The organism is Aeromonas oralensis (assembly GCF_049665575.1).
GTDB classification, from domain to species: Bacteria; Pseudomonadota; Gammaproteobacteria; order Enterobacterales; family Aeromonadaceae; genus Aeromonas; species Aeromonas hydrophila.
This window is the reverse complement of the sequence record NZ_CP187186.1, coordinates 2,406,286-2,426,026: the sequence shown is the minus strand read 5'-3', so window position 1 is coordinate 2,426,026 and position 19,741 is coordinate 2,406,286. Positions and strand designations below refer to the sequence as shown.

The 19,741-nt window shown below is 61.3% G+C and carries 11 protein-coding genes, 9 tRNA genes and 1 pseudogene; 16 read left to right on the top strand and 5 right to left on the bottom strand.

Features of this window, described 5'->3' with window-relative positions; genetic code table 11:
- Positions 1-42: 42 nt before the first annotated feature.
- Entirely contained in the window at positions 43-2,106 is a 2,064-nt protein-coding gene (gene glgX / locus ACPDZI_RS11405; RefSeq protein WP_438833135.1) for a glycogen debranching protein GlgX, read from the bottom strand.
- A gap of 196 nt (positions 2,107-2,302) precedes the next feature.
- On the opposite strand from glgX, the gene ACPDZI_RS11400 reads away from it, so the two are divergent.
- The 11 genes and pseudogenes from ACPDZI_RS11400 (at position 2,303) to yjjG (ending at position 6,116) form a co-directional block, all read left to right on the top strand.
- Positions 2,303-2,379: transfer RNA gene (locus tag ACPDZI_RS11400), tRNA-Met, on the top strand.
- A gap of 92 nt (positions 2,380-2,471) precedes the next feature.
- Positions 2,472-2,548: transfer RNA gene (locus ACPDZI_RS11395), tRNA-Met, on the top strand.
- 96 nt (positions 2,549-2,644) lie between these two features.
- Positions 2,645-2,721, top strand: a tRNA-Met gene (locus ACPDZI_RS11390).
- Between the two features lie 96 nt (positions 2,722-2,817).
- A tRNA-Met gene (locus tag ACPDZI_RS11385) sits at positions 2,818-2,894 on the top strand.
- 96 nt (positions 2,895-2,990) lie between these two features.
- Positions 2,991-3,067 (top strand) — tRNA-Met (locus ACPDZI_RS11380).
- Between the two features lie 96 nt (positions 3,068-3,163).
- Positions 3,164-3,240: transfer RNA gene (locus ACPDZI_RS11375), tRNA-Met, on the top strand.
- A gap of 96 nt (positions 3,241-3,336) precedes the next feature.
- A tRNA-Met gene (locus tag ACPDZI_RS11370) sits at positions 3,337-3,413 on the top strand.
- A 96-nt stretch (positions 3,414-3,509) separates the two neighbouring features.
- Positions 3,510-3,586, top strand: a tRNA-Met gene (locus ACPDZI_RS11365).
- A 96-nt stretch (positions 3,587-3,682) separates the two neighbouring features.
- Positions 3,683-3,759 (top strand) — tRNA-Met (locus tag ACPDZI_RS11360).
- 172 nt (positions 3,760-3,931) lie between these two features.
- Positions 3,932-5,428, top strand: coding sequence for a M17 family metallopeptidase (locus ACPDZI_RS11355; RefSeq protein ID WP_408755002.1), 1,497 nt, complete (start codon positions 3,932-3,934; stop codon positions 5,426-5,428).
- Between the two features lie 8 nt (positions 5,429-5,436).
- A pseudogene (gene yjjG, locus ACPDZI_RS11350) lies at positions 5,437-6,116 on the top strand (pyrimidine 5'-nucleotidase).
- Between the two features lie 81 nt (positions 6,117-6,197).
- On the opposite strand, the gene ACPDZI_RS11345 reads toward yjjG, so the two are convergent.
- The 4 genes from ACPDZI_RS11345 to elyC all read right to left on the bottom strand — a co-directional run bounded on the left by ACPDZI_RS11345 (position 6,198) and on the right by elyC (position 11,413).
- Positions 6,198-7,454, bottom strand: a complete 1,257-nt coding sequence (locus tag ACPDZI_RS11345) for a M20 family metallo-hydrolase (protein WP_043122694.1) — start codon at positions 7,452-7,454, stop codon at positions 6,198-6,200.
- 1,178 nt (positions 7,455-8,632) lie between these two features.
- Positions 8,633-9,604 carry a 6-phosphofructokinase gene (gene pfkA, locus ACPDZI_RS11340; RefSeq protein ID WP_011706225.1) on the bottom strand — a complete coding sequence of 324 codons (972 nt, stop codon included), beginning with the start codon at positions 9,602-9,604 and terminating at the stop codon, positions 8,633-8,635.
- Between the two features lie 147 nt (positions 9,605-9,751).
- On the bottom strand, positions 9,752-10,507 hold the full coding sequence (tpiA, locus tag ACPDZI_RS11335; protein ID WP_011706224.1) for a triose-phosphate isomerase: 756 nt from the start codon (positions 10,505-10,507) through the stop codon (positions 9,752-9,754).
- A 135-nt stretch (positions 10,508-10,642) separates the two neighbouring features.
- Complete coding sequence (gene elyC / locus ACPDZI_RS11330) at positions 10,643-11,413, bottom strand: envelope biogenesis factor ElyC (protein ID WP_194760483.1); 771 nt, start codon at positions 11,411-11,413, stop codon at positions 10,643-10,645.
- Positions 11,414-11,712: 299 nt separating this feature from the next.
- Between elyC and cmoM the strand changes: the two genes are divergently transcribed.
- The 5 genes from cmoM (at position 11,713) to ACPDZI_RS11305 (ending at position 19,629) form a co-directional block, all read left to right on the top strand.
- Positions 11,713-12,489 carry a tRNA uridine 5-oxyacetic acid(34) methyltransferase CmoM gene (cmoM, locus tag ACPDZI_RS11325; RefSeq protein WP_029303111.1) on the top strand — a complete coding sequence of 259 codons (777 nt, stop codon included), beginning with the start codon at positions 11,713-11,715 and terminating at the stop codon, positions 12,487-12,489.
- 77 nt (positions 12,490-12,566) lie between these two features.
- Positions 12,567-13,886: a chromosome partition protein MukF gene (gene mukF / locus ACPDZI_RS11320; RefSeq protein WP_017410171.1), complete on the top strand. Its 1,320-nt coding sequence runs from the start codon at positions 12,567-12,569 to the stop codon at positions 13,884-13,886.
- Positions 13,867-14,604, top strand: coding sequence for a chromosome partition protein MukE (gene mukE / locus ACPDZI_RS11315; protein WP_011706220.1), 738 nt, complete (start codon positions 13,867-13,869; stop codon positions 14,602-14,604). Before mukF ends, mukE begins: the two co-directional genes overlap by 20 nt.
- 27 nt (positions 14,605-14,631) lie before the next feature.
- Entirely contained in the window at positions 14,632-19,059 is a 4,428-nt protein-coding gene (gene mukB / locus ACPDZI_RS11310) for a chromosome partition protein MukB (RefSeq protein WP_438833134.1), read from the top strand.
- A gap of 171 nt (positions 19,060-19,230) precedes the next feature.
- Complete coding sequence (locus ACPDZI_RS11305; RefSeq protein ID WP_438833133.1) at positions 19,231-19,629, top strand: septal ring lytic transglycosylase RlpA family protein; 399 nt, start codon at positions 19,231-19,233, stop codon at positions 19,627-19,629.
- Positions 19,630-19,741: the final 112 nt, after the last annotated feature.

Here is a 19,741-nt window from a genome sequence, read left to right as displayed (position 1 = left end):
CCGGTTGCCCGGGGTGGGCTTTTTGCTGGCCGCAAGCAGCCCCTAGTAAAAGTCGTCGGCGCCGCAGATGAAGAGGCAACTGCTGCGCGGTTGGGCCAGGTACTCCCGGGTCAGCCCCTCCAGCGGCATACCGAAGGTGCTGATGTCCTCGGGCGAGGGCAGGGCGGTGTCCAGGATCCGGCGCCAGTAGCCACCGACCCCTTTGGGGGGGCTTGGCAGATTGAAGGTGAGCGGCTCCCAGTAGGCGTTGAACAGCACGTAGAGGGCCAGCCGGGTTTCGCTCGACAGGGCTGACATGGCGATGGCGTGGGAGTGAGGGCTGAAGTCTGGCTGGGCGGCGTTGACCCCGTGCCAGCAGATCTCGCTGTGGCGCAGGATCTCGGTCAGCGACAGCGGCATGCTCTCCTGCTCCGGGCGCTGGAACAGGTGCTTGCGATACTGGATCAGCTCCTTCATGAAGCGGAACATCTCCTGGCCCATGGCATCGGGCTGCCACTGCATCCAGCAGGTGTCGTTGTCCTGGCAGTAGCCGTTGTTGTTGCCGTGCTGGGTGCGCAGCACCTCGTCCCCCATCAGCAGCATGGGGGAGCCCACCGAGAGCAGGGTGGCCACCATCATGTTCTTGGCCTGTCGCAGCCGCAGGGCGTTGATCTGGGGATCCTCGCTCGGCCCCTCCTCACCATGATTCCAGCTGAAGTTGTGATCGCAGCCGTCCCGGTTCTGCTCGCCATTGGCGTCGTTGTGCTTGCCGTTGTAGCCGGCCCAGTCCCACAGGGTGAAGCCGTCGTGGCAGGTGACGAAGTTGATGCTCTTCTCCGGATCGGCGTGATGGTAGTGGTAGATGTCCGGGCTGCCGCACAGCCGCTCCACGAAGGGCATCACCGCATTGTCATCCCCGCGCAGAAAGCGGCGCACGTCGTCTCTGAACTGGCCGTTCCACTCGCGCCAGCGGGCGCCGGCCAGGCTGCCCACCTGATAGAGGCCCCCCGCATCCCAGGCCTCGGCAATGAGCTTGATGTCGGCGATGCGAGGATCGGTATCGATGGTGCGCAGGGTCGGCGCATTGGCCTGGGGCTGGCCCGACTCGTCCCGCGACAGAATGGCCGCCAGGTCGAAACGAAAGCCGTCCACGTGCATCTCCTGGCGCCAGAAGTGGAGGCTGTCCATGATCATGCGCAGCACCACCGGGTGGGCGCCGTTGAAGGTGTTGCCGCAGCCCGAATAGTTGGTGTCCTTCTGATTGGCGTCGAGGATGTAGTAGGCCTCGTTGTCGATGCCGCGAAACGAGAAGGTGGGGCCATCGTCGCCCCCCTCGGCGGTGTGGTTGTAGACCACGTCCAGGATCACCTCGATGTTGGCCCGGTGCAGTGCCTTGACCATGTCGCGAAACTCGGTGAGGGGATCCTCGCCGCTGGCGTACTGGGCGTGGGGGGCAAAGAACGACATGGGGCTGTAACCCCAGTAGTTGGAGAGCCCCCTGGGGGAGTCCTGGGGATCGAACTGGAACACCGGCAGCAGCTCGACCGCGGTGACGCCGAGGGATTGCAGGTAGGGGATCTTCTCGATGAGGCCGAGGTAGGTGCCGCGCAGGGCGGGGTCGACCCCTGAACTCGGCGACTTGGTAAAGCCCCCCAGATGCAGCTCGTAGATCACCGAGCGGGAGAGGGAGTGGGCGGGCAGCTTGTCCCCCTCCCAGTCGTAGTGGCGGGTGTCCACCACCCGGTTCTTGGCACACTCCGCCAGGTTGCTGCCGGGGCGGGCCGCCGCCCAGCGATCGTAGTTGGCACCCAGCTCGATGCTGCGGCCATAAGGGTCCAGCAGCACCTTGTCCGCATCGAAGCGGGTGCCGTAGTAGGGACGCCAGGGGCCCTGGATGCGATAGGCATAGCGTTGACCGAGCTCGATGCCCTCTATATGGATGTGCCAGTAGTAGGCAGTGCGATTGAGACGGGGTGACAAAGGGATCACCTCAGGGGTGGTATCGTCGGCACTGGCGAACAGCAGCAGTTCGACCCGGCTGGCGAGGCGAGCCCAGATGGCGAAGTTGACGCCATCGTGCTCGGGGGTGGCCCCCAATTGACGGCAATGACCGGCGGAGATGCGCATGATAAACCTACCCAAAACGAGGAGTTACAAACCATCTGAGTGTAGTGCGCCAAGCTGGCCCCAAACCTGCTTGTCTGAAAAATCGGCGCTCTGTTGCAAATTCCTGCGATTTGTGCCGGTTTAATCTTCGAATGAAGTTTTTTTAGGATATTTACTTGCAATCTGAGCGCCGGCGCCTATTATTGGCGACCTCAGACGCGGGGTGGAGCAGCCCGGTAGCTCGTCGGGCTCATAACCCGAAGGTCGTCAGTTCAAATCTGGCCCCCGCAACCATCTGAGTTCTTGTATCAGGATTGCCTTACAACAGCTTGATAAACAAGAGAATTCGAACAGGCTACTGCTCAGCCTGAACGAAAAAATACGGACGCGGGGTGGAGCAGCTCGGTAGCTCGTCGGGCTCATAACCCGAAGGTCGTCGGTTCAAATCCGGCCCCCGCAACCAACTATTTGTGTTCATGGCAAGCGCATCACGCTGCGGTGGAGACGAAGACAGCAAGGGGCAACTGCTCTGTCTCTTGTGGTGGCAGTACAATTCGGACGCGGGGTGGAGCAGCTCGGTAGCTCGTCGGGCTCATAACCCGAAGGTCGTCGGTTCAAATCCGGCCCCCGCAACCAACTATTTGTATCCATGGCAAGCGCATCGCGCTGCGGTGGAGACGAAGAGAGCAAGAGGCAACTGCTCTGTCTCTTGTGGTGGCAGTACAATTCGGACGCGGGGTGGAGCAGCTCGGTAGCTCGTCGGGCTCATAACCCGAAGGTCGTCGGTTCAAATCCGGCCCCCGCAACCAACTATTTGTATCCATGGCGAGCGCTAGTGCCCGCGGTGGAGACGAAGACAGCAAGGGGCAACTGCTCTGTCTCTTGTGGTGGCAGTACAATTCGGACGCGGGGTGGAGCAGCTCGGTAGCTCGTCGGGCTCATAACCCGAAGGTCGTCGGTTCAAATCCGGCCCCCGCAACCAACTATTTGTATCCATGGCGAGCGCTAGTGCCCGCGGTGGAAACGAAGACAGCAAGGGACAACTGCTCTGTCTCTTGTGGTGGCAGTACAATTCGGACGCGGGGTGGAGCAGCTCGGTAGCTCGTCGGGCTCATAACCCGAAGGTCGTCGGTTCAAATCCGGCCCCCGCAACCAACTATTTGTATCCATGGCGAGCGCTAGTGCCCGCGGTGGAGACGAAGACAGCAAGAGGCAACTGCTCTGTCTCTTGTGGTGGCAGTACAATTCGGACGCGGGGTGGAGCAGCTCGGTAGCTCGTCGGGCTCATAACCCGAAGGTCGTCGGTTCAAATCCGGCCCCCGCAACCAACTATTTGTATCCATGGCGAGCGCTAGTGCCCGCGGTGGAGACGAAGACAGCAAGGGGCAACTGCTCTGTCTCTTGTGGTGGCAGTACAATTCGGACGCGGGGTGGAGCAGCTCGGTAGCTCGTCGGGCTCATAACCCGAAGGTCGTCGGTTCAAATCCGGCCCCCGCAACCAACTATTTGTATCCATGGCGAGCGCTAGTGCCCGCGGTGGAAACGAAGACAGCAAGGGACAACTGCTCTGTCTCTTGTGGTGGCAGTACAATTCGGACGCGGGGTGGAGCAGCTCGGTAGCTCGTCGGGCTCATAACCCGAAGGTCGTCGGTTCAAATCCGGCCCCCGCAACCAACTTCCTATCTCTATTACGCTAATCCTCAGCTTGTCATCCAGCCGCCTTCGCGGTCGTTCTGCTTTGTGCTGCCTTCACGCTTGATATTGATTTTCAAGTGCAAATCTGGCTGTGACCCCGCTTTGTTGGGTATCATCTCTGGTATCTCTTCATGGACGAGGGCCTTGCCCAATGATGCAACCATTTACCTATCTGCCGCCGCAGATCGACATTCACGACGCCGGCCTCGCTGCCGTCCTCACCAACGGCCTGGCCGCCAATCTGCTGATCTGCGCCGAAGATCGGCGCGAAAGCCTGCTGGCCCTGCCCGAGTTTGCCGCCGTCGGCGCCCAGATCGCACTGGGGCAGAAGGCGCCCTACAGCCTGGTGCTGCACAATACCCTGCAACTGCTGATCTTTCTGCCGGCACACCCCGCGCGCGATCATGCCCTCTACAAACAGGTGCGCGGCTGGGTTGCGCCGCTGGCCGGGCTCAAGATCGAGCGGTTGGGGCTGCACCTGGAAGGCTTTGACGAGGCCGATACCACGCTGTTGGCCGAACTGGTACTGGCCACTTTGCTGGCAGCCAACGTGCCGCTGCCCAGTCACAAGCATCGCAGCGAAGATCCCTGGCGTTATCAGCAGATTTCGGTGTCCCCCAATTGCGTGCTGGATCTGGCGCGGATCTATGCCGAGGCGGAAGGCAACGGTATGGCGCGCCATCTGGCGGTGTCGCCGGCCTCCGATCTGACCGCCCGCAGCTACCGGGAGTGGGTACGCCAGCTCGCCCAGCGCGAGGGGTGGCAGTGGCATGAGTACGATCAGGCCCAGCTCGCCGAGCGGGGGGCTGGCGCTTTCATCGCGGTGGCGCGCGGCTCGGAAGACAACCAGGCCGCTATGGTCAAGCTGAGCTACTGCCCGCCCAATGCGGTGCGGCGGCTGGCACTGGTGGGCAAGGGGATTTGCCACGATTCGGGCGGCTACAACCTCAAGATCTCCGGCAGCATGTATGGCATGCACCTGGACATGGGGGGCAGCGCGGTGGCGCTGGGGACGCTCCACGCCATCAGTCGCGCCAGGTTGCCCTATGAGGTGCACTGCTGGCTCGCCATTGCCGAGAACCACATAGGCCCGCTCGCCTACCGGCCGGGGGAGGTGGTGACCGCCCTCAACGGCACCACCATCGAAGTGGTGGACACCGATGCCGAGGGGCGCATGGTGCTGGCGGATACCCTCTGCATGGCGGTGCAGGACAACCCGGATCTGCTGATCGACTATGCCACCCTGACCGGGGCCTGCAAGCGGGCGCTCGGCAGCCGTTACAGCGGCGCCTTCACCAACCGCCCCCAGTGGTTGGGGGAGCTTATCAATCTTGGCCAGCGCAGCGGCGAGCGGATCTGGCCCTTCCCGCTGGATGAGGACTACGACGACAACCTCGATAGCGAGTGGGCCGATCTGTTACAGTGTGCGCCGGGTTCGTCGCCGGATCACATCGATGCGGCCCGCTTCCTCAGCCGCTTCGTGCCTGCCCAGACCCCCTGGCTGCATCTCGACTTGAGCGGTTTTCGCAACAAGGGCGGCAATGGCGTGGTCAGCAGCGAGGTGACCGGATTCGGGGTCAGATTGACACTGGATCTGCTGGCCGGCCCACTGGGGCGGCGCAATGAATTTGATCAACCAGAACAGTAAGGGATCCCGTGAAAGTACCAAGTTATGACTGGGTGTTGTTCGATCTGGACGAAACACTGCTCGATTTCCCGGTCGCCAAGGCGCTGGAACAGACGCTGCACATTTACGGCGTGACGCCGACCCCGCCCAAGATGGCGGAGTATCACGCCCTCAACCACCGGCTCTGGCAGCAGTACAACTCCGGCGAGATCGATGCCGCCCACCTGCAGCAGACCCGTTTCTCCCTGTTTGCTGAACAGGTGGACGTGGCGCCGATGGCGATGAATGACACCTTCCTGCAGCAGATCATCGCCCTGAGCATGCCGCTGGAGGGGGTGGTAGAGACGCTGCAGGCGTTGAAGAGCAAGGTGAAGATGGGGATCATCACCAACGGTTTCAGCCTTCCGCAGCGCGGCGCCTCGACAAGCTGGGCTGGAACGAGTGGTTCGAGCCGTTGGTGATCTCGGACGAGGTACAGGTGACCAAGCCGGCGGCGGCCATTTTCCAGCATGCCCTCGAGTTGATGCAGCGCCCGGATCCGGCGCGGGTGCTGATGGTGGGAGACAACCCCAAGACCGATATCGCCGGCGCTGCGGCGCAGGGGCTGGCAACTTGCTGGTACAACCCGGCTCGCCAGGATGGTCCGTGTGAGGCGACCCACGAGATCCACCACTTCGCCCACCTCTCGGCTATCGTGCTGGGACAGTAGGTGCAACAGACCCCCTTGCCAGACAAGGGGTGAAACAAACAAGGCAGCCCGCGGGCTGCCTTGTTTGTTTCCGGCTGTTTGCTAGCGGCCGAGGCGGGCCAGCAACCAGGACTCCAGCAGTGCTACACCTGGGGCAAGCACGGCCTCGTCGAAGTCGAACTCCGGGTGATGATGGGGTGCCGCCAGATTGGCCCCCAGGATCAGGTAGGCCGCCTCGCCACCGCTTCGCTGCACTCGCTCGATGAGAAAGCCCGCATCCTCGCTGGCGCCGAAACGGCGGGTATGGATGGTTTCCAGCTTGAGCGCCTGGGCGAGCGGAATGATCTCTTCGAGCAGGGCCGGACTGTTGTCGATGCCGATGGCTTCACCCTGCTTGCGAATGAGGTAGGTGGCGCCCTGCATCATCGCAGCCCCTTCCACCATCTGCTGCACCTGGCTGAACATGTAGTCGTTGAGGGCCGGCGTGGCGCCCCGGGTCTCCCCCTGCAACAGGGCGTGACCCGGGATCACGTTGCGGCCGCTGCCGCCATGGAGCTGGCCCACGTTGATGCGGGTCATGCCATCGCGGTGGCGGGCGATGCCGAGCATGGCTGTGGTGGCCATGCAGGCCGCCGCCAGCGCATTGCTGCCGGCGTTGGGCTCAAGCCCCGCGTGGGCGGCACGCCCCATGAATTCCACGTCGAACTTGGTGGAGCAGAGAAACTCGGTGGGATTGACCACCAGCTCGCCGCTGTTGGCATGAATGCCGATGTGCAGCGCCAGCAGGGCATCCACGTCGTCGAGTTGACCTCCGGCGGCCAGTGCCTTGCCGCCGCGACAGCCCTCTTCGGCTGGCTGGAAGAAGAGCTTGATGCGGCCATTCAACCGATCGGCGAGGGCGGCGATCCGCTCGGCCAGTACCAGCCCGATGGCGGTATGGCCGTCATGGGCGCAGGCGTGCATCCAGCCGGCGTTGCGCGAGTGCCACCCCTCCTGGCTGGGGGGATGCAGCTCATCCTGGCTCTCTTCGACCTCTACCGCATCGATGTCGAAGCGAAAGGCCAGTGTCGGGCCCGGACGACCGCTGTCCCACAGCCCCATTACGCCCGTTATCTCTTCGATCCTGCCCAGCCAGTCCGGATGGGCACCCTGGCGCAGGGCTCGCTCCTTCTGGGCCTGCACGTCGATGTTGCGTCCCATGATGAGGTTGCTGGCCAGCAGCTTGTCGCCCAGCATGATGGAGAAACCGAGTTCACTGAGGTGGTGGGCGATGAGGGAGCTGGTACGAAATTCACACCAGGCCGCTTCGGGCAGACGATGAAGATCACGACGCCAATGGCTTAGCGCATCTTGTGTCATGGTAATTCCTGCATGGCGAATCCAGCGGACATTGTGACGGGCAGGGGGGTAAGAGTAAATCCCACAGACGCAACAGGGGGAGCCACTGGCTCCCCCTGTTTACAGGCTGCCTCTGGCAGGCAGCTGCAATTATGTTCGCTTGGTCGTGCTAATGGCCGTATTTGTCGTTGTTTTCGATGAACTACAAAAAAATGACATTAAGCGGTGAATTAACCAGCGTGGCGATGCCTGTCGTTGCCCATCAGGGTCATTGAGTGGGCAACTAACCGCCTCAAAGCTGTGACAGTGACGGCAGAGAGACGGCAACCAGAGTGAAAAACACAGTAAAAACTGCAGTAACCACAAACTCTTTCATATTTTTGTCTCCCTTGGCTGACTGTTGATGGAACCAAGATACCACAATTGTGCGGTAAAACAATAGCAAACTGCATTTATTGGTTGAGATGTGGCTTGTGGTCATCGAAAGCTTCATTTTTGCAATTTTAAGCTCACTTTATCATCTCGATGGTCATTCTGTTCGATGGAGAGAAGTTGAATATTTAGTTATATCAATTAAAACAATGCATTAGTTAATTTCATTACGATGCAGATAATGGGTTTTATATGAGGCTTTTTTGTTTTTTTAAAATTATGTCGGCAAAAAATGACGGTTTTTAGAGGAGAGTGATGACCCTGCCATGGTTTGGGCTGCTGTCAGCGTCATTTTCCGTCTCCAACATGTTTTTGTCGTAGTCGAACGGTTTTTCCCTGTCGTGACGCCACCTTCTGACATGTCTCTTCCTGTTTTTTTGCAAAATTCCCTCTGCTGATGGTGCTCTGTCGGCCCACTTTTCGTCTCTGTTCGGATCTTTTTCAGGCATGTTGGCGGTCCGATGGAACACCTGCTGTCGGCAACGCCAAGGTGCAGGACAAGAAGAGTATGCAGAGAGGTGGTGCTGTTCTTGGCAGAATCCGGGCTGCAGAGGGCCGTGTACCGCCTTGTTTCAGCCCTGAACCGACGCAATGCCACTTGAATCGGTTAACGGGTCAAGGAGCCCCGAAGAAGGGGGTGATGAGCTGGCGATAAATAGAGGAAAAGCTGTGATGAGCGTAAGGATGGTTGTAACGAGGTGGCGTCATAGCCCAATGAAAAAGCCCTCCAGTGGAGGGCTTTTGTCACAGCAACCTGAAAGCGGGGCTTAGAACAGGGTGGTGGAGAGATCGTAGAGCTCCTGATCGAACGGGCGCTTGAGGTTCTCGATGCAGTCGATGATGTCGTGGTGCACCATCTCGTTGCGCTGGATGCCGACGCAGCGGCCACCGTGGCCGGCCAGCAGCTGCTCGACGGCGTAGGCGCCCATGCGGCTGGACATGATGCGGTCACGCGCGGTGGGGGTGCCGCCACGCTGGATGTGGCCCAGGATGGTGGCGCGGGTTTCGCGGCCGGTCAGGGCTTCGATATCCTTGGCCAGGGCGTTCACGTCGGTGACGTGCTCACAGATGGTGATGATGGCGTGCTTCTTGCCCTTGGCTTCGCCTTCCTTGATCTGTTGCAGCAGCTTGTCCTTGTCGAACGCCACTTCCGGCACGATCACGTACTCGGCACCGCCGGCAACGGCGGCGGACATGGCCAGATCACCACAGTGACGGCCCATGATCTCGACCACGGAGATGCGATGGTGGGAGCTGCAGGTATCGCGCAGACGGTCGATGGCGTCTACCACCACGTTCAGCGCGGTATCAAAGCCGATGGTGAAGTCGGTACCGGCGATGTCGTTGTCGATGGTGCCCGGCAGGCCGATGCAGGGGAAACCCTCTTCGGTCAGCTTCTTGGCACCCATGTAGGAGCCGTCACCACCGATCACCACCAGGGCGTCGATGCCGTGCTTTTTCAGATTTTCGATCGCTTCGGCGCGTACTTTCGGATCTTTGAAGGCGGGGAAACGGGCGGAACCGAGGAAGGTACCACCACGGTTGACCACGTCGGAGACGCTGTGACGCTCCAGCTTGACGATACGGTCCTGGTGCAGACCGAGGTAGCCATCATAGATGCCGTAGACTTCCAGGCCATGATGCAGACCGGCGCGCACTACGGCGCGGATGGCTGCGTTCATACCCGGTGCGTCACCACCACTGGTCAAAACACCAATACGTTTGATTTGTTTGGTCATGAGTGCCTCTGGATCTGAGTTGTCGAATACGAAATGGTTGAATGAGACAAGCCACTTTTACTATATCGGCTTTCCTATGGGATGCGGCGGCTGCCATAGGAAAAGCGATATGCAGGAGGGGGCAAGCGCCCCCTCCATGGCAGCCGATTACTTGGCCGCGCCAGCGATGATCTGGGAGAAGTCGTCCACTTTCAGGGACGCACCACCCACCAGGCCGCCGTCGATGTCCGGCTGACCGAACAGGTCGGCAGCGGTGGCACCGGTGACGGAACCACCGTACAGGATCTGTACCTTGGCAGCCACGGCGGCGTCGAAGCCGGCCAGGTACTGACGGATGTGAGCGTGAACGGCCTGAGCGATTTCCGGGGTGGCAGTCTTGCCGGTACCGATGGCCCATACCGGCTCGTAAGCCACGACGGCGTTCTCGAAGGAGGCGATACCGCAACGGTCGATCACGGCTTTGAGCTGGGTTTCGACCACGGAGTTGGTGGTGCCGGCTTCGAACTGAGCCAGAGTCTCACCGATGCACAGCACGGGGATCAGACCGCCTTTCTGGATGGCTTCGTACTTGGCAGCAACCACGTCGTCGGTCTCTGCGTGCAGGGTACGACGCTCGCTGTGGCCGACCAGGGAGTAGGTGCAACCGAAGGCTTTGAGCATGGACGGAGCGTTTTCGCCGGTGAAGGCGCCGGACTCGTGAACGTCGGCGTTCTGGGCTCCGTAGGCAATCTTGCTGCCGGCGGTCAGTTGCTCAACCAGACCCAAAAAGATAACCGGCGGGCAGACGGCGACTTGCACAGAAGGATGAGCGGCAGCAGCCGGGGTCAGTCCTTTGATCAGAGCTTCGACGGAAGCTTTGGTGCCGTTCAGTTTCCAGTTACCCATTACCAGGTGCTGTCTCATCTTGTATATCTCCTAGGCATTTGATTGCGCGACATTATATGAATTGAACCGAGCCCAAGATAGCTGACCCGGCGGCAAATGACGTAATTTTTTTTCGCTTTCCTGATCCAAATCAGGAATGAAAGGCTCGATTGCTCAATCGTTAACCTGCCCCCGCAAACGGGCCCACCATACCCCAATCCATTCGTGAATGGCAGCTTCGGAATACATCAGATAACGCCCTTTTGGCAGGTAGCTGTAGAGGGGTTGGGCCACCTGACTCTGCTTGGCGGTGTAGTCGGTGGGAGCGGGCACGGCGTTCAGTCCCTGACCCTGATAGAGCGCCATGGCCCGCGGCAGATGGGTTGCCGAGCTCACCAATGCCACCCGCTTGCCCTTGAGATGACGGCTGATGCTGACCGCCTCGTCGTGGGTGTCTTTGTTGTTTTCAAACAACGTCATCCGCAAGCGGGGAATGCCGAGACTCACCGCCATGCGGGCGTTGACCTCGGCGTTCGACAGGGGATCTCCCGATACATAGCCTGAAAAAATCAGCTCCGCCTGCGGATAAGCCTGGGCCAGCCGTACTCCCTCCAGGGTGCGGGCCAGTGCAATATTGTTCTGCCAGGATCGCTCGGGCACCGCCGGGTCGCTGACATGGCCGTTACCGAGCACCACGATGGCCTCGATGTCCGGATGCTGGCTAACTTCGAAGGGAGGGAAGGTCTGCTCCAGGCCGCGGGCCAGCTCGTAGCTCACCGGGCGCATCCCCATCAGGGTGACCAGCAGCAGCGAGAGGGTCGCCAGCAGCTTGCCGGTCTTTTGGAAACGGGTGAACCAGAGCAGCAAAAGCGCCAGCAGCAGCAGGCTGAGGGAGAAGGGGAGCGGCATCAGCAGCTGGCCCAGCCACTTTTTGAGGTCAAACAGGGCGTCCACTTGTTATTCCTTATATAACAATGAATTAAAAAATTATTAAGGATTTTGGCGCCCTTGTATAGGCGCCTCTTCCCAAGGCTGCATGGCGCCATCCAGGCACACAGGTTGTGCAGTGCCTGCCCGCACAACCTCGAAAAGCGCGAAACGGGGGCAAAGTGGGCGCCAAACGATGTTTTTTCCATCACCTGGGGGAGGGAGCTGCGCCTTGAGTTTTCAGCAAATTCGGGATGTGACAGAATACCCTCTTTTTCGTCAGGCCCGTTTCCCGTGGCCACAGAGTTGAGTTCGTCTTGAAGCAAGATCAGAGTTTTGACGGGCGCGCCGACAAGTTCGCCCGCAACATTTATGACTCCACCAAGGGGCGCATCCGCACCACAGTGGTGTGGAGCGACATCGAAGCCTGCCTGGCCCGCCTTGGCAACCGGCCGCTGCGCATACTGGATGCGGGGGGCGGCTTTGGCTATTTCGCCCAGAAGCTGGCGGCCATGGGCCATCAGGTGGAGCTGTGCGATCTGTCGGCTGAAATGCTGGCGCTGGCGCGCAGCCAGATCGCCGAGAAGGGGCTTGAAGACAGAATTCGTCTCATCCATTGCCCCATTCAGGATCTTAAAGCACACGTGACCGGCACCTTCGATCTGGTGCTCTGTCACGCGGTGCTGGAGTGGCTCGCCGAGCCGCGCCAGACCTTGCTCGGTCTGTTCCCTTTCGTCAATGCCGGGGGCATACTGTCGCTGCTTTTTTACAACCGTCACGGTCTGCTGTTCCAGAGCCTGGTGGTGGGCAATTTTGACTACGTGCGCCAGGGGCTCAACAAGAAGCGCCAGACTGCGCTGACCCCCACCAATCCCCAACTGCCGGAGCAGGTCTACGACTGGATTGGCCGGGGCGGGCTCAAGATCATCGGCAAGACCGGGGTGCGGGTGATCCACGACTACATGCGCCACAAGCAGGATCAGCGGGAAAAGTTCGATGATCTGCTGGCCATGGAGCTGCAATATTGCCGGCAAGAGCCGTTTATCTCCCTGGGGCGCTATATCCACGTGATGGCGCAAAAACCCACCGGCTGAGGCCCCCTTTTTTGATGCTACCGGATGTAGCCGCGCGCAAGGCTTTGCGCCCAATACAACAACGAGATGACAACATCATGATGAGTACATCCCGTACCCTGCCCGAAATGGTGGGATGGGTCAGGCAGGAGGGGTTGGCGTTGAACCTGCCCACCGATCGGCTGGCCTTTCTGATTGCAATCAAGACGCTGTCCGAAGATGAATCGGATCTGTCGGAAGCGGCGCTGCACGATGCCTTTGGTTACGTCAGCAACGCCTTCGGCCAGATGGACGAGACCCTCACCGGTCGCGCCAACAACGCCATCAACGATCTCATTCGCCAGCAGCTGCTGTCGCGCTTCAACACCGACATGGTGGCGGGGGAGAGCCTCTATCGCCTGTCGCGCCTTGGCATGAGCATCGTCGATTTCTTCATGGATCAGCGCCAGGTTGACTCCATCAAGCTCTCCATCCTGCTCGAACACCTGGCGGCCGAGCTCGACACCGCCCGCAAGGCGGCGCTCGAGACCAATACCCGCGAGCAGTGGGATGCCGAGGTGCTGCCACGGCTCACCTTCTCGCTGGAAGAGACGCTGGGGCGCATCGATCTCACCCAGCGCGCCATGGACGAGCAGCAGAATCAGGTCAAAAACGAAATTGCGGCCCTGCTGACCCAGAACTGGGTCGATGCCATCCACAGCTGCGAAAAACTGCTGCACGAGACCGGCCAGACCCTGCGCGAGCTGCAAGATACCCTGGACGCCGCCGGCCACCGCCTGCAGGCGGGCCTGCTGAACATCCAGGAAGCGGCGCAGGGGCGCGAGGATCTGTTCCACGTCGAGGAGCTGACTCACGCCCTGCAGGGGCGGCTGGATGTCATCACCAGCTGGGGCCAGCAATGCATCGAGCTGTGGGCCCGCTATGACAGGCACGTCCACAAGTTCATCCGCAACGCCATCGACATGGACAAGAACCGCGCCTTCAGCCAGCGGCTGCGCGACTCCATCCGCAATTTCGAGCAGCACAACTGGTTGCTGCGAGTGGCCGAAGAGCCGCGCCTGCTGGAGCTGCGCGACGAAACCATCGCCATCCACGACGAGGAGGTGACCGGCGAGGTGCCCCTCGAGATGGAGTACATGGAGATGGTGGACATCAACCAGGAGCTGGCCGAGCGCATCGAGCGCTACCTGGCCCGCTACCCGGAGCAGGGCCAGCAGCTGGATCTCGCCGATGTGCTGCGCGAGTACCTGCTGGACTACCCGGCCCATGCCCACTTCGACGTGGCGCGTCTTCTGATCGACCAGGCCGTGCGCCTGGGCCATGCCAGCGGCGAGCACCAGCTGCATCGTCAGCCCGCATGGAAACCCATTAACCAAGCTGGATCCAAGGTTCAGGCCTATGTCATTGATCAATACTGAGTTTCCCTTGCCGCTGCGGCTCGCAGAGGCGATTGCCAACCCCTTGTTTCCGCGCATTGACACCGCCTTGCGCTCCGGCCGCCACATCAGTGCCGACGAGTTCGAACAGCACTCGGCGCTGGTGGAGTACCATCAGGAGCTGGAGATCTTCTACGGCCGCTATCAGGTGGAACTGATCAAGGCGCCGGAAGGTTTCTTCTATCTGCGCCCGCGCCCGAGCGCCGACATTGGCACCACCGTCCTCTCCGAGCTCGACATGCTGGTGGGCAAGGTACTCTGTTACCTCTACCTGAGTCCGGACAGGCTCGCCTCGGAAGGGGTGTTCGCCATGGGCGAACTGCAGGAAGAGGTGCTGAGCCTGGCCGATGAAAAGCAGCTGCTGCGGATGGTCAACAGCCGCTCCGGCGGCACCGATCTGGACAAGAAAAAGCTCTTGGAGAAGATCCGTACCTCCATGCGCCGCCTGCGCCGCCTTGGCATGATCACCGCCCTTGGCAACAGCGACAAATTCCGGGTCAACGAGTCGGTGTTCCGCTTTGCCGCCGACGTGCGTTCTGACGAAGATCCGCGCGCCGTTCAGCTGCGGATGATCCAGGAAGGGGAAGCCATCTTCCACGACGACGAGATGCCGAGCAGCGATTCGCTGTTTGAGGATATCGAGGCGGATCTCGATGAAGAGCAGCTTGAACTGGAGGTGGAAGATGACCTGCAGCGTTAAATCCAAGGCCCAGATGGAGGCAAAGTCGTGAGAGGCAAATTCAAATCCCTGACCATGGTCAACTGGAACGGCTTCTTCGCCCGCACCTTCGATCTCGACCAGCTGGTCACTACCCTGTCCGGCGGCAACGGCGCGGGCAAGTCCACCACCATGGCGGCCTTTATCGCGGCGCTCATTCCCGACCAGTCCCTGCTTCACTTCCGTAACACCACGGAAGCGGGCTCCTCCAGCGCGTCCCGCGACAAGGGGCTCTACGGCAAGCTGCAGCGCGGCCACTGCTATTCACTTCTGGAAGTGATGAACAGCCGCGAGCAGCGGATCTGGGTCGGCGTTCACCTGGAGCAGGTGGCCAACCGCGACAACAAGGTCAACATCACCCCGTTCGCGCTGGTGGATGTGCCCGAGCAGTTGCAACCCACCGATCTGTTGCTGGAGAAGCTCGATGACGGCAAGGGGCGGGTACGTGCCTTCGCCGATCTGAAAGGAGCCGCCGCCGAGCTGGGGGCGCTCAAGGTCGCCAAGTTCAATACGGTGACCGACTATCACAACTTCATGTTCGAGTTCGGCATCACCCCGAAGAAGCTGCGTGATCAAAAGGATCGCGGCAAGTTCTATCGCCTGATCGAAGCCTCCCTCTACGGCGGCATCTCTTCGTCCATCAGCCGCTCCTTGCGTGAATACCTGCTGCCGGAGAACTCCGGGGTGCGCAAGGCGTTCCAGGACATGGAGGCGGCCATCTACGAGAACCGCCGCACCCTGGAAGCGATCAAGGAGACGCAGGGTCAGCGGGATCTGTTCAAGAACCTCATTACCGAGACCACCCACTATGTGGCGGCCGACTATGTGCGCAACGCCGCCGAGAAGAATCGCCTCTCCGAGCTGGCCCTCAAGGCCCGCCAGGAGCTGGCAGGCAAGCGTCGCCTGCTGGCCGAGGAGAAGCAGCGCGCCATCTATCTGGCCGACGAGGTGGAGCAGCTCACCAACCGCGAGAAGCTGCTGACCGACGAGCTGGAGTCCGCCGCCGAACATCTGGCCAAGGTGATGGCGGCCGTCAGCTTGCAGAAGAAGATCGAGATGTACCGCGCCGATCTGGCGGATCTCTCTGACAAACTCGAGCAGCAGCAGGCGGTGGTGGAGGAGATCCACGGCCAGCTGCTGGAGGTGGAAGAGCGCAAGGAGCTGGCGCAGGCCGAGGTAGACAGCCTCAAGACCCAGCTGGCCGACTACCAGCAGGCGCTCGATATCCAGCAGACCCGCGCCATCCAGTACCGTCAGGCGGTGCAGGCGCTGGAGGCTGCCCGCGAGCAGTGCGAGCTGCCGGGGCTGATCGCCGAACAGGCGAGCGACACCCTGCACCAGTTCCGCGCAGCCGAGCAGAGCCTCACCAGCCGGGTGCTGGGGGCCGAGCAGCAGCTGGCGCTGGCCAAGGCGGCGGTGGCCGAGCACGAAGCGGCGCTGGCGCTGCTTTTGAGCATCGCCCCCGAGACAGTGCGCGAGGCCGCCTGGCCCACCGCGCAGGCGCTGCTCAAGCGTCACATCGAAGACAAGGCTCGCATTGCCCAGGGACAGGGGCTGCGCGCTGCGCTGGCTCGCCTCGAGAAAGAGAGTGAAAGCCAGAAGAATCTCTTCAAGTTGCGTGACGAGCTGCAGCAGGCCTCTGGCCAGCTGATTGCCAGCAGCGATGAGCTGGAGATCTTCCTCGAAGCCCAACGCACTCGTCAGGAGGAGCTCTCCGAGCAACAGGCGGAGGTGAACCAGCGCCGCGCCAGCCTTGAGCATCAGGGCACCCAGCTGGGTCGCGATATCAGCGATCTCACCAAGCTGGCTCCGCGCTGGTTGAAATCGTTCGAGAAGCTCGAGCAGCTGCGCGAGCAGAGCGGCTTGCAGCTCGCCACCGCCGAAGAGCTTTCGGCCGGTATGCAGACAGTGCTCGACAAGGAGCGCGAGTTCGAGCAGGAGAGCAACCGCATCGCGGCGCAGAAACAGGCGCTGGAGCTGCAAATTCGCAACCTGCAGCTGGGGGCAGGCGAGGCGGATCCCCGTCTTGCCCGCATCGCCGAGCAAGTGGGGGGCGTGCTGCTCTCCGACGTCTACGACGACATCTCCATCGACGATGCCCCTTACTACTCGGCGCTCTACGGCCCGGCTCGCAGCGCTTTGGTGGTGCTTGACCTTGAGGGTGCCATCGAGCGGCTGAAAAAGCTGGAAGATTGCCCCGAAGATATCTACCTGATTCAGGGCAACCCCGACTCCTTTGACGAGGATCTGGTGGAAGCGGACGAGCTGGGCGATGCCGTGCTGGTGCGCACCAGCAAGCGTCAGGTGCGCTTCTCCCGCTACCCTGAGCTGCCGCTGTTTGGTCGCGCTGCCCGGGAAAAACGCATCGAGCAGCTCGACCTTGAGCGCGAAGGGCTCATCGAGGGTTACGCCAAGGCGGCCTTCGAGCAGCAGAAGTATCACCGTCTCTACGGTCACTTCCGCGACTTTATCGGTCAGCATCTGGATATCGCCTTCCGCCCCGACCCCGAAGCCGAAGTGCAGGCCAAGCAGGCCGAGCTGCGCGCGCTGCAAGGAGCCATCGGCGAGTGCGACAAGCAGCTGAGTGATGCCAAAGCGGCGGCCGCCCAGCTGACCCGCCATATCCAGCTGGTGCAGGGGATGCTGCCCTTTGCCCACCTGTTTGCCGAGACTGATCTGGCGGCCCGCCTCGAGGCGGCTCACGCCGATGTGGAAGCGCTGAAACAGGCCGAAGCCTTTATCGCCAAACACGGCAAGGCGCTCGAGAAGCTGGAGATCCAGGTGCAGGTACTGCGTCAGGATCCGCAGGATCTGGCCGCACTGCAGGCTGCCTATGATGAGGTGAGCGACTTGCTGGCCGAGCAGAAGCGCCGTTGCTACGCCCTCGATCAGCTGGTGGCCCGCCTGCCGCACTTTGCCTATCAGGATGCACAAGACCTGCTGGGCAAGGCCTCCGAGATGAGCGAGCGACTCAAAGAGAAGCTCAAGGCGGCCGAGCTGGCGGCCCGCACCGCTGGCGAGCAGCACAAGCAGATTGCCCAGCGCCACACCGAGGCGTTGCAGCTGCGCACCGCCCTCAACTCCAGCGTCGAGGCTAAGCGCCAGACCCTGACCGAGTTCGAGCAGGAGCTGGCGGCCATGGGGCTGACCCTCTCCGACGATATGGAAGAGAAGGCGCGCGCCCACAAGAAAGAGATTGAAGAGCTGCTGATCCGCACCCGTTCCCGTCGCACCAGCGCCGAGGCCCAGTTGCAGGTGACCAAGCGCGAGATTGAATCCCTCGGTGGTCGTCTCAAGCTCGAAGGCAAGGATTACTACAGCGCCCGTAAATCCCTGGTGGGTCACAAAGCGAGCTGGTCGCGGGTGGTGCGGCTGGCGCGGGAGACCGATGTCGAGAAGCGCCTCAACAAGCGCGAGCTGGCTTATCTTGACAGCGACGAGCTGCGCTCCATGTCGGACAAGGCCCTCGGCGCCCTGCGGGTGGCGGTGGCACACGATGAGGCCCTGCGCGATGCGCTGCGTCTCTCCGAGGGCAACCGCAGCACCGAGCAGAAAGTCGCCTTCTATGTGCAGGTCTACCGTTACCTCAAGGATCGCATCCGCAACGACATCATCCGCTCCGATGATCCGGTTGAGGCGATCGAGGAGATGGAGATCGAGCTGGCCCGTCTGGCTGACGAGCTCAAGCAGCGGGAAACCCATCTGTCGCTCTCCTCTCACGAGGTGGCGGCCAAGATCACCAACATCATCCGCCGCGAGCAAAACCGCATCCGGGTGCTCAACCAGGGCTTGCAGAACATCGCCTTCGGTCTGGTGCGCGGGGTGCGCCTCAACGTCAATATCCGCGAGGCCCACACCCGTCTGCTGACGGCGCTGGCCGATCAAACCGCCATGCACAACGATCTGTTCGCCGACAAGGAGCTCAGCTTCTCCGAGGCGATGGCCAAGCTGTTCCAGCGCCTGAACCCGCAAGTAGAGCAGGGGGATCGCAGCTATCAGGTGATGGGCGACGTGCTGCTCGACTATCGCAACTATCTGGAGCTGGAGATCGAGGTGCAGCGCGGGGCCGATGGCTGGCTGCGTGCCGAGAGCGGCGCGCTCTCCACCGGCGAGGCGATCGGTACCGGTCAGGCCATCCTCTTGATGGTGCTGATCAGCTGGGAGGAGGAGTCCCGCCGGCTGCGCGGCAAGGACATCGCCCCCTGCCGCCTGTTGTTCCTCGACGAAGCGGCCCGTCTGGATGGCAAATCCATCGCCACCCTGTTCGAGCTGTGCGAGCGCCAGGACATGCAGCTGCTTATTGCCGCGCCCGAGAACATCAGCCCCGAGAAGGGCACCACCTACAAGCTCATCCGCAAGGTACAGGGCAAGCACGAGCATGTGCATGTAGTGGGCCTGCGCGGTTTTGGCTTCGCCGACGACAAGCTCATCGCCTGACAGAGGCTGACGGATAAGGTATGAAAACGGGAGGCTTGGCCTCCCGTTTTGTTTGGAAACTGTGGCAAAGTAGCGGCGCGGCCATGGCAGGCTGGCACCACGCCGGTTCGCTCACGCCCGCTACCGCTTCATTGGCATCGACAACCCCGCAGGGGAGCAAGGACAAGGCACATGGTTGAAAAGGGGCAATTTTGGCGAAAGGGGCTGCTGCTGTCGCTCACCGTGCTGCTGGCCGCCTGCAGCAGTCGCTATGACGAGAGCCATGGCGGCAGCTGGCGCGGCTATAGCGAGACGGGGCTCGCCTCCTACTACGCCGATCGCTACCACAACAAGCGCACCGCCAGCGGTGAGCCTTATCAGCGTCATGCCAACACCGCCGCCCACATGGAGTTGCCTTTCGGTGCCATGGTGCGGGTCACCAACCTCGCCAACGGCAAGAGCGTGGTGGTCAGGGTCAACGACAGGGGTAATTTCCCGCGCGGGCGCATCATCGACCTTTCCAAAGCGGCCTTCAGCGCCATCGGCAATCCTCGCGCCGGGCTTATCAAGGTGAAGATAGAGGTGCTCTAGGCGCTGATTCGTTCAGTGGCTTGAACAGAGTGTCCATCCTGCCCGGCTATATCCTGTCAGGCCGCCCTCTTACACTGCTGCTCGACGCGAAGGCCGCGCCCGGTTTTGGGCC

What these genes read in the sequence shown, in the direction of transcription:
- pfkA (WP_011706225.1), bottom strand. Translation starts at nt 9,604, where the DNA reads ATGACCAAACAAATCAAACGTATTGGTGTTTTGACCAGTGGTGGTGAC.
- tpiA (WP_011706224.1), bottom strand. Translation starts at nt 10,507, where the DNA reads ATGAGACAGCACCTGGTAATGGGTAACTGGAAACTGAACGGCACCAAA.
- ACPDZI_RS11355 (WP_408755002.1), top strand. Translation starts at nt 3,932, where the DNA reads ATGATGCAACCATTTACCTATCTGCCGCCGCAGATCGACATTCACGAC.
- mukE (WP_011706220.1), top strand. Translation starts at nt 13,867, where the DNA reads ATGTCATTGATCAATACTGAGTTTCCCTTGCCGCTGCGGCTCGCAGAG.
- ACPDZI_RS11345 (WP_043122694.1), bottom strand. Translation starts at nt 7,454, where the DNA reads ATGACACAAGATGCGCTAAGCCATTGGCGTCGTGATCTTCATCGTCTG.
- glgX (WP_438833135.1), bottom strand. Translation starts at nt 2,106, where the DNA reads ATGCGCATCTCCGCCGGTCATTGCCGTCAATTGGGGGCCACCCCCGAG.
- ACPDZI_RS11305 (WP_438833133.1), top strand. Translation starts at nt 19,231, where the DNA reads ATGGTTGAAAAGGGGCAATTTTGGCGAAAGGGGCTGCTGCTGTCGCTC.
- mukF (WP_017410171.1), top strand. Translation starts at nt 12,567, where the DNA reads ATGATGAGTACATCCCGTACCCTGCCCGAAATGGTGGGATGGGTCAGG.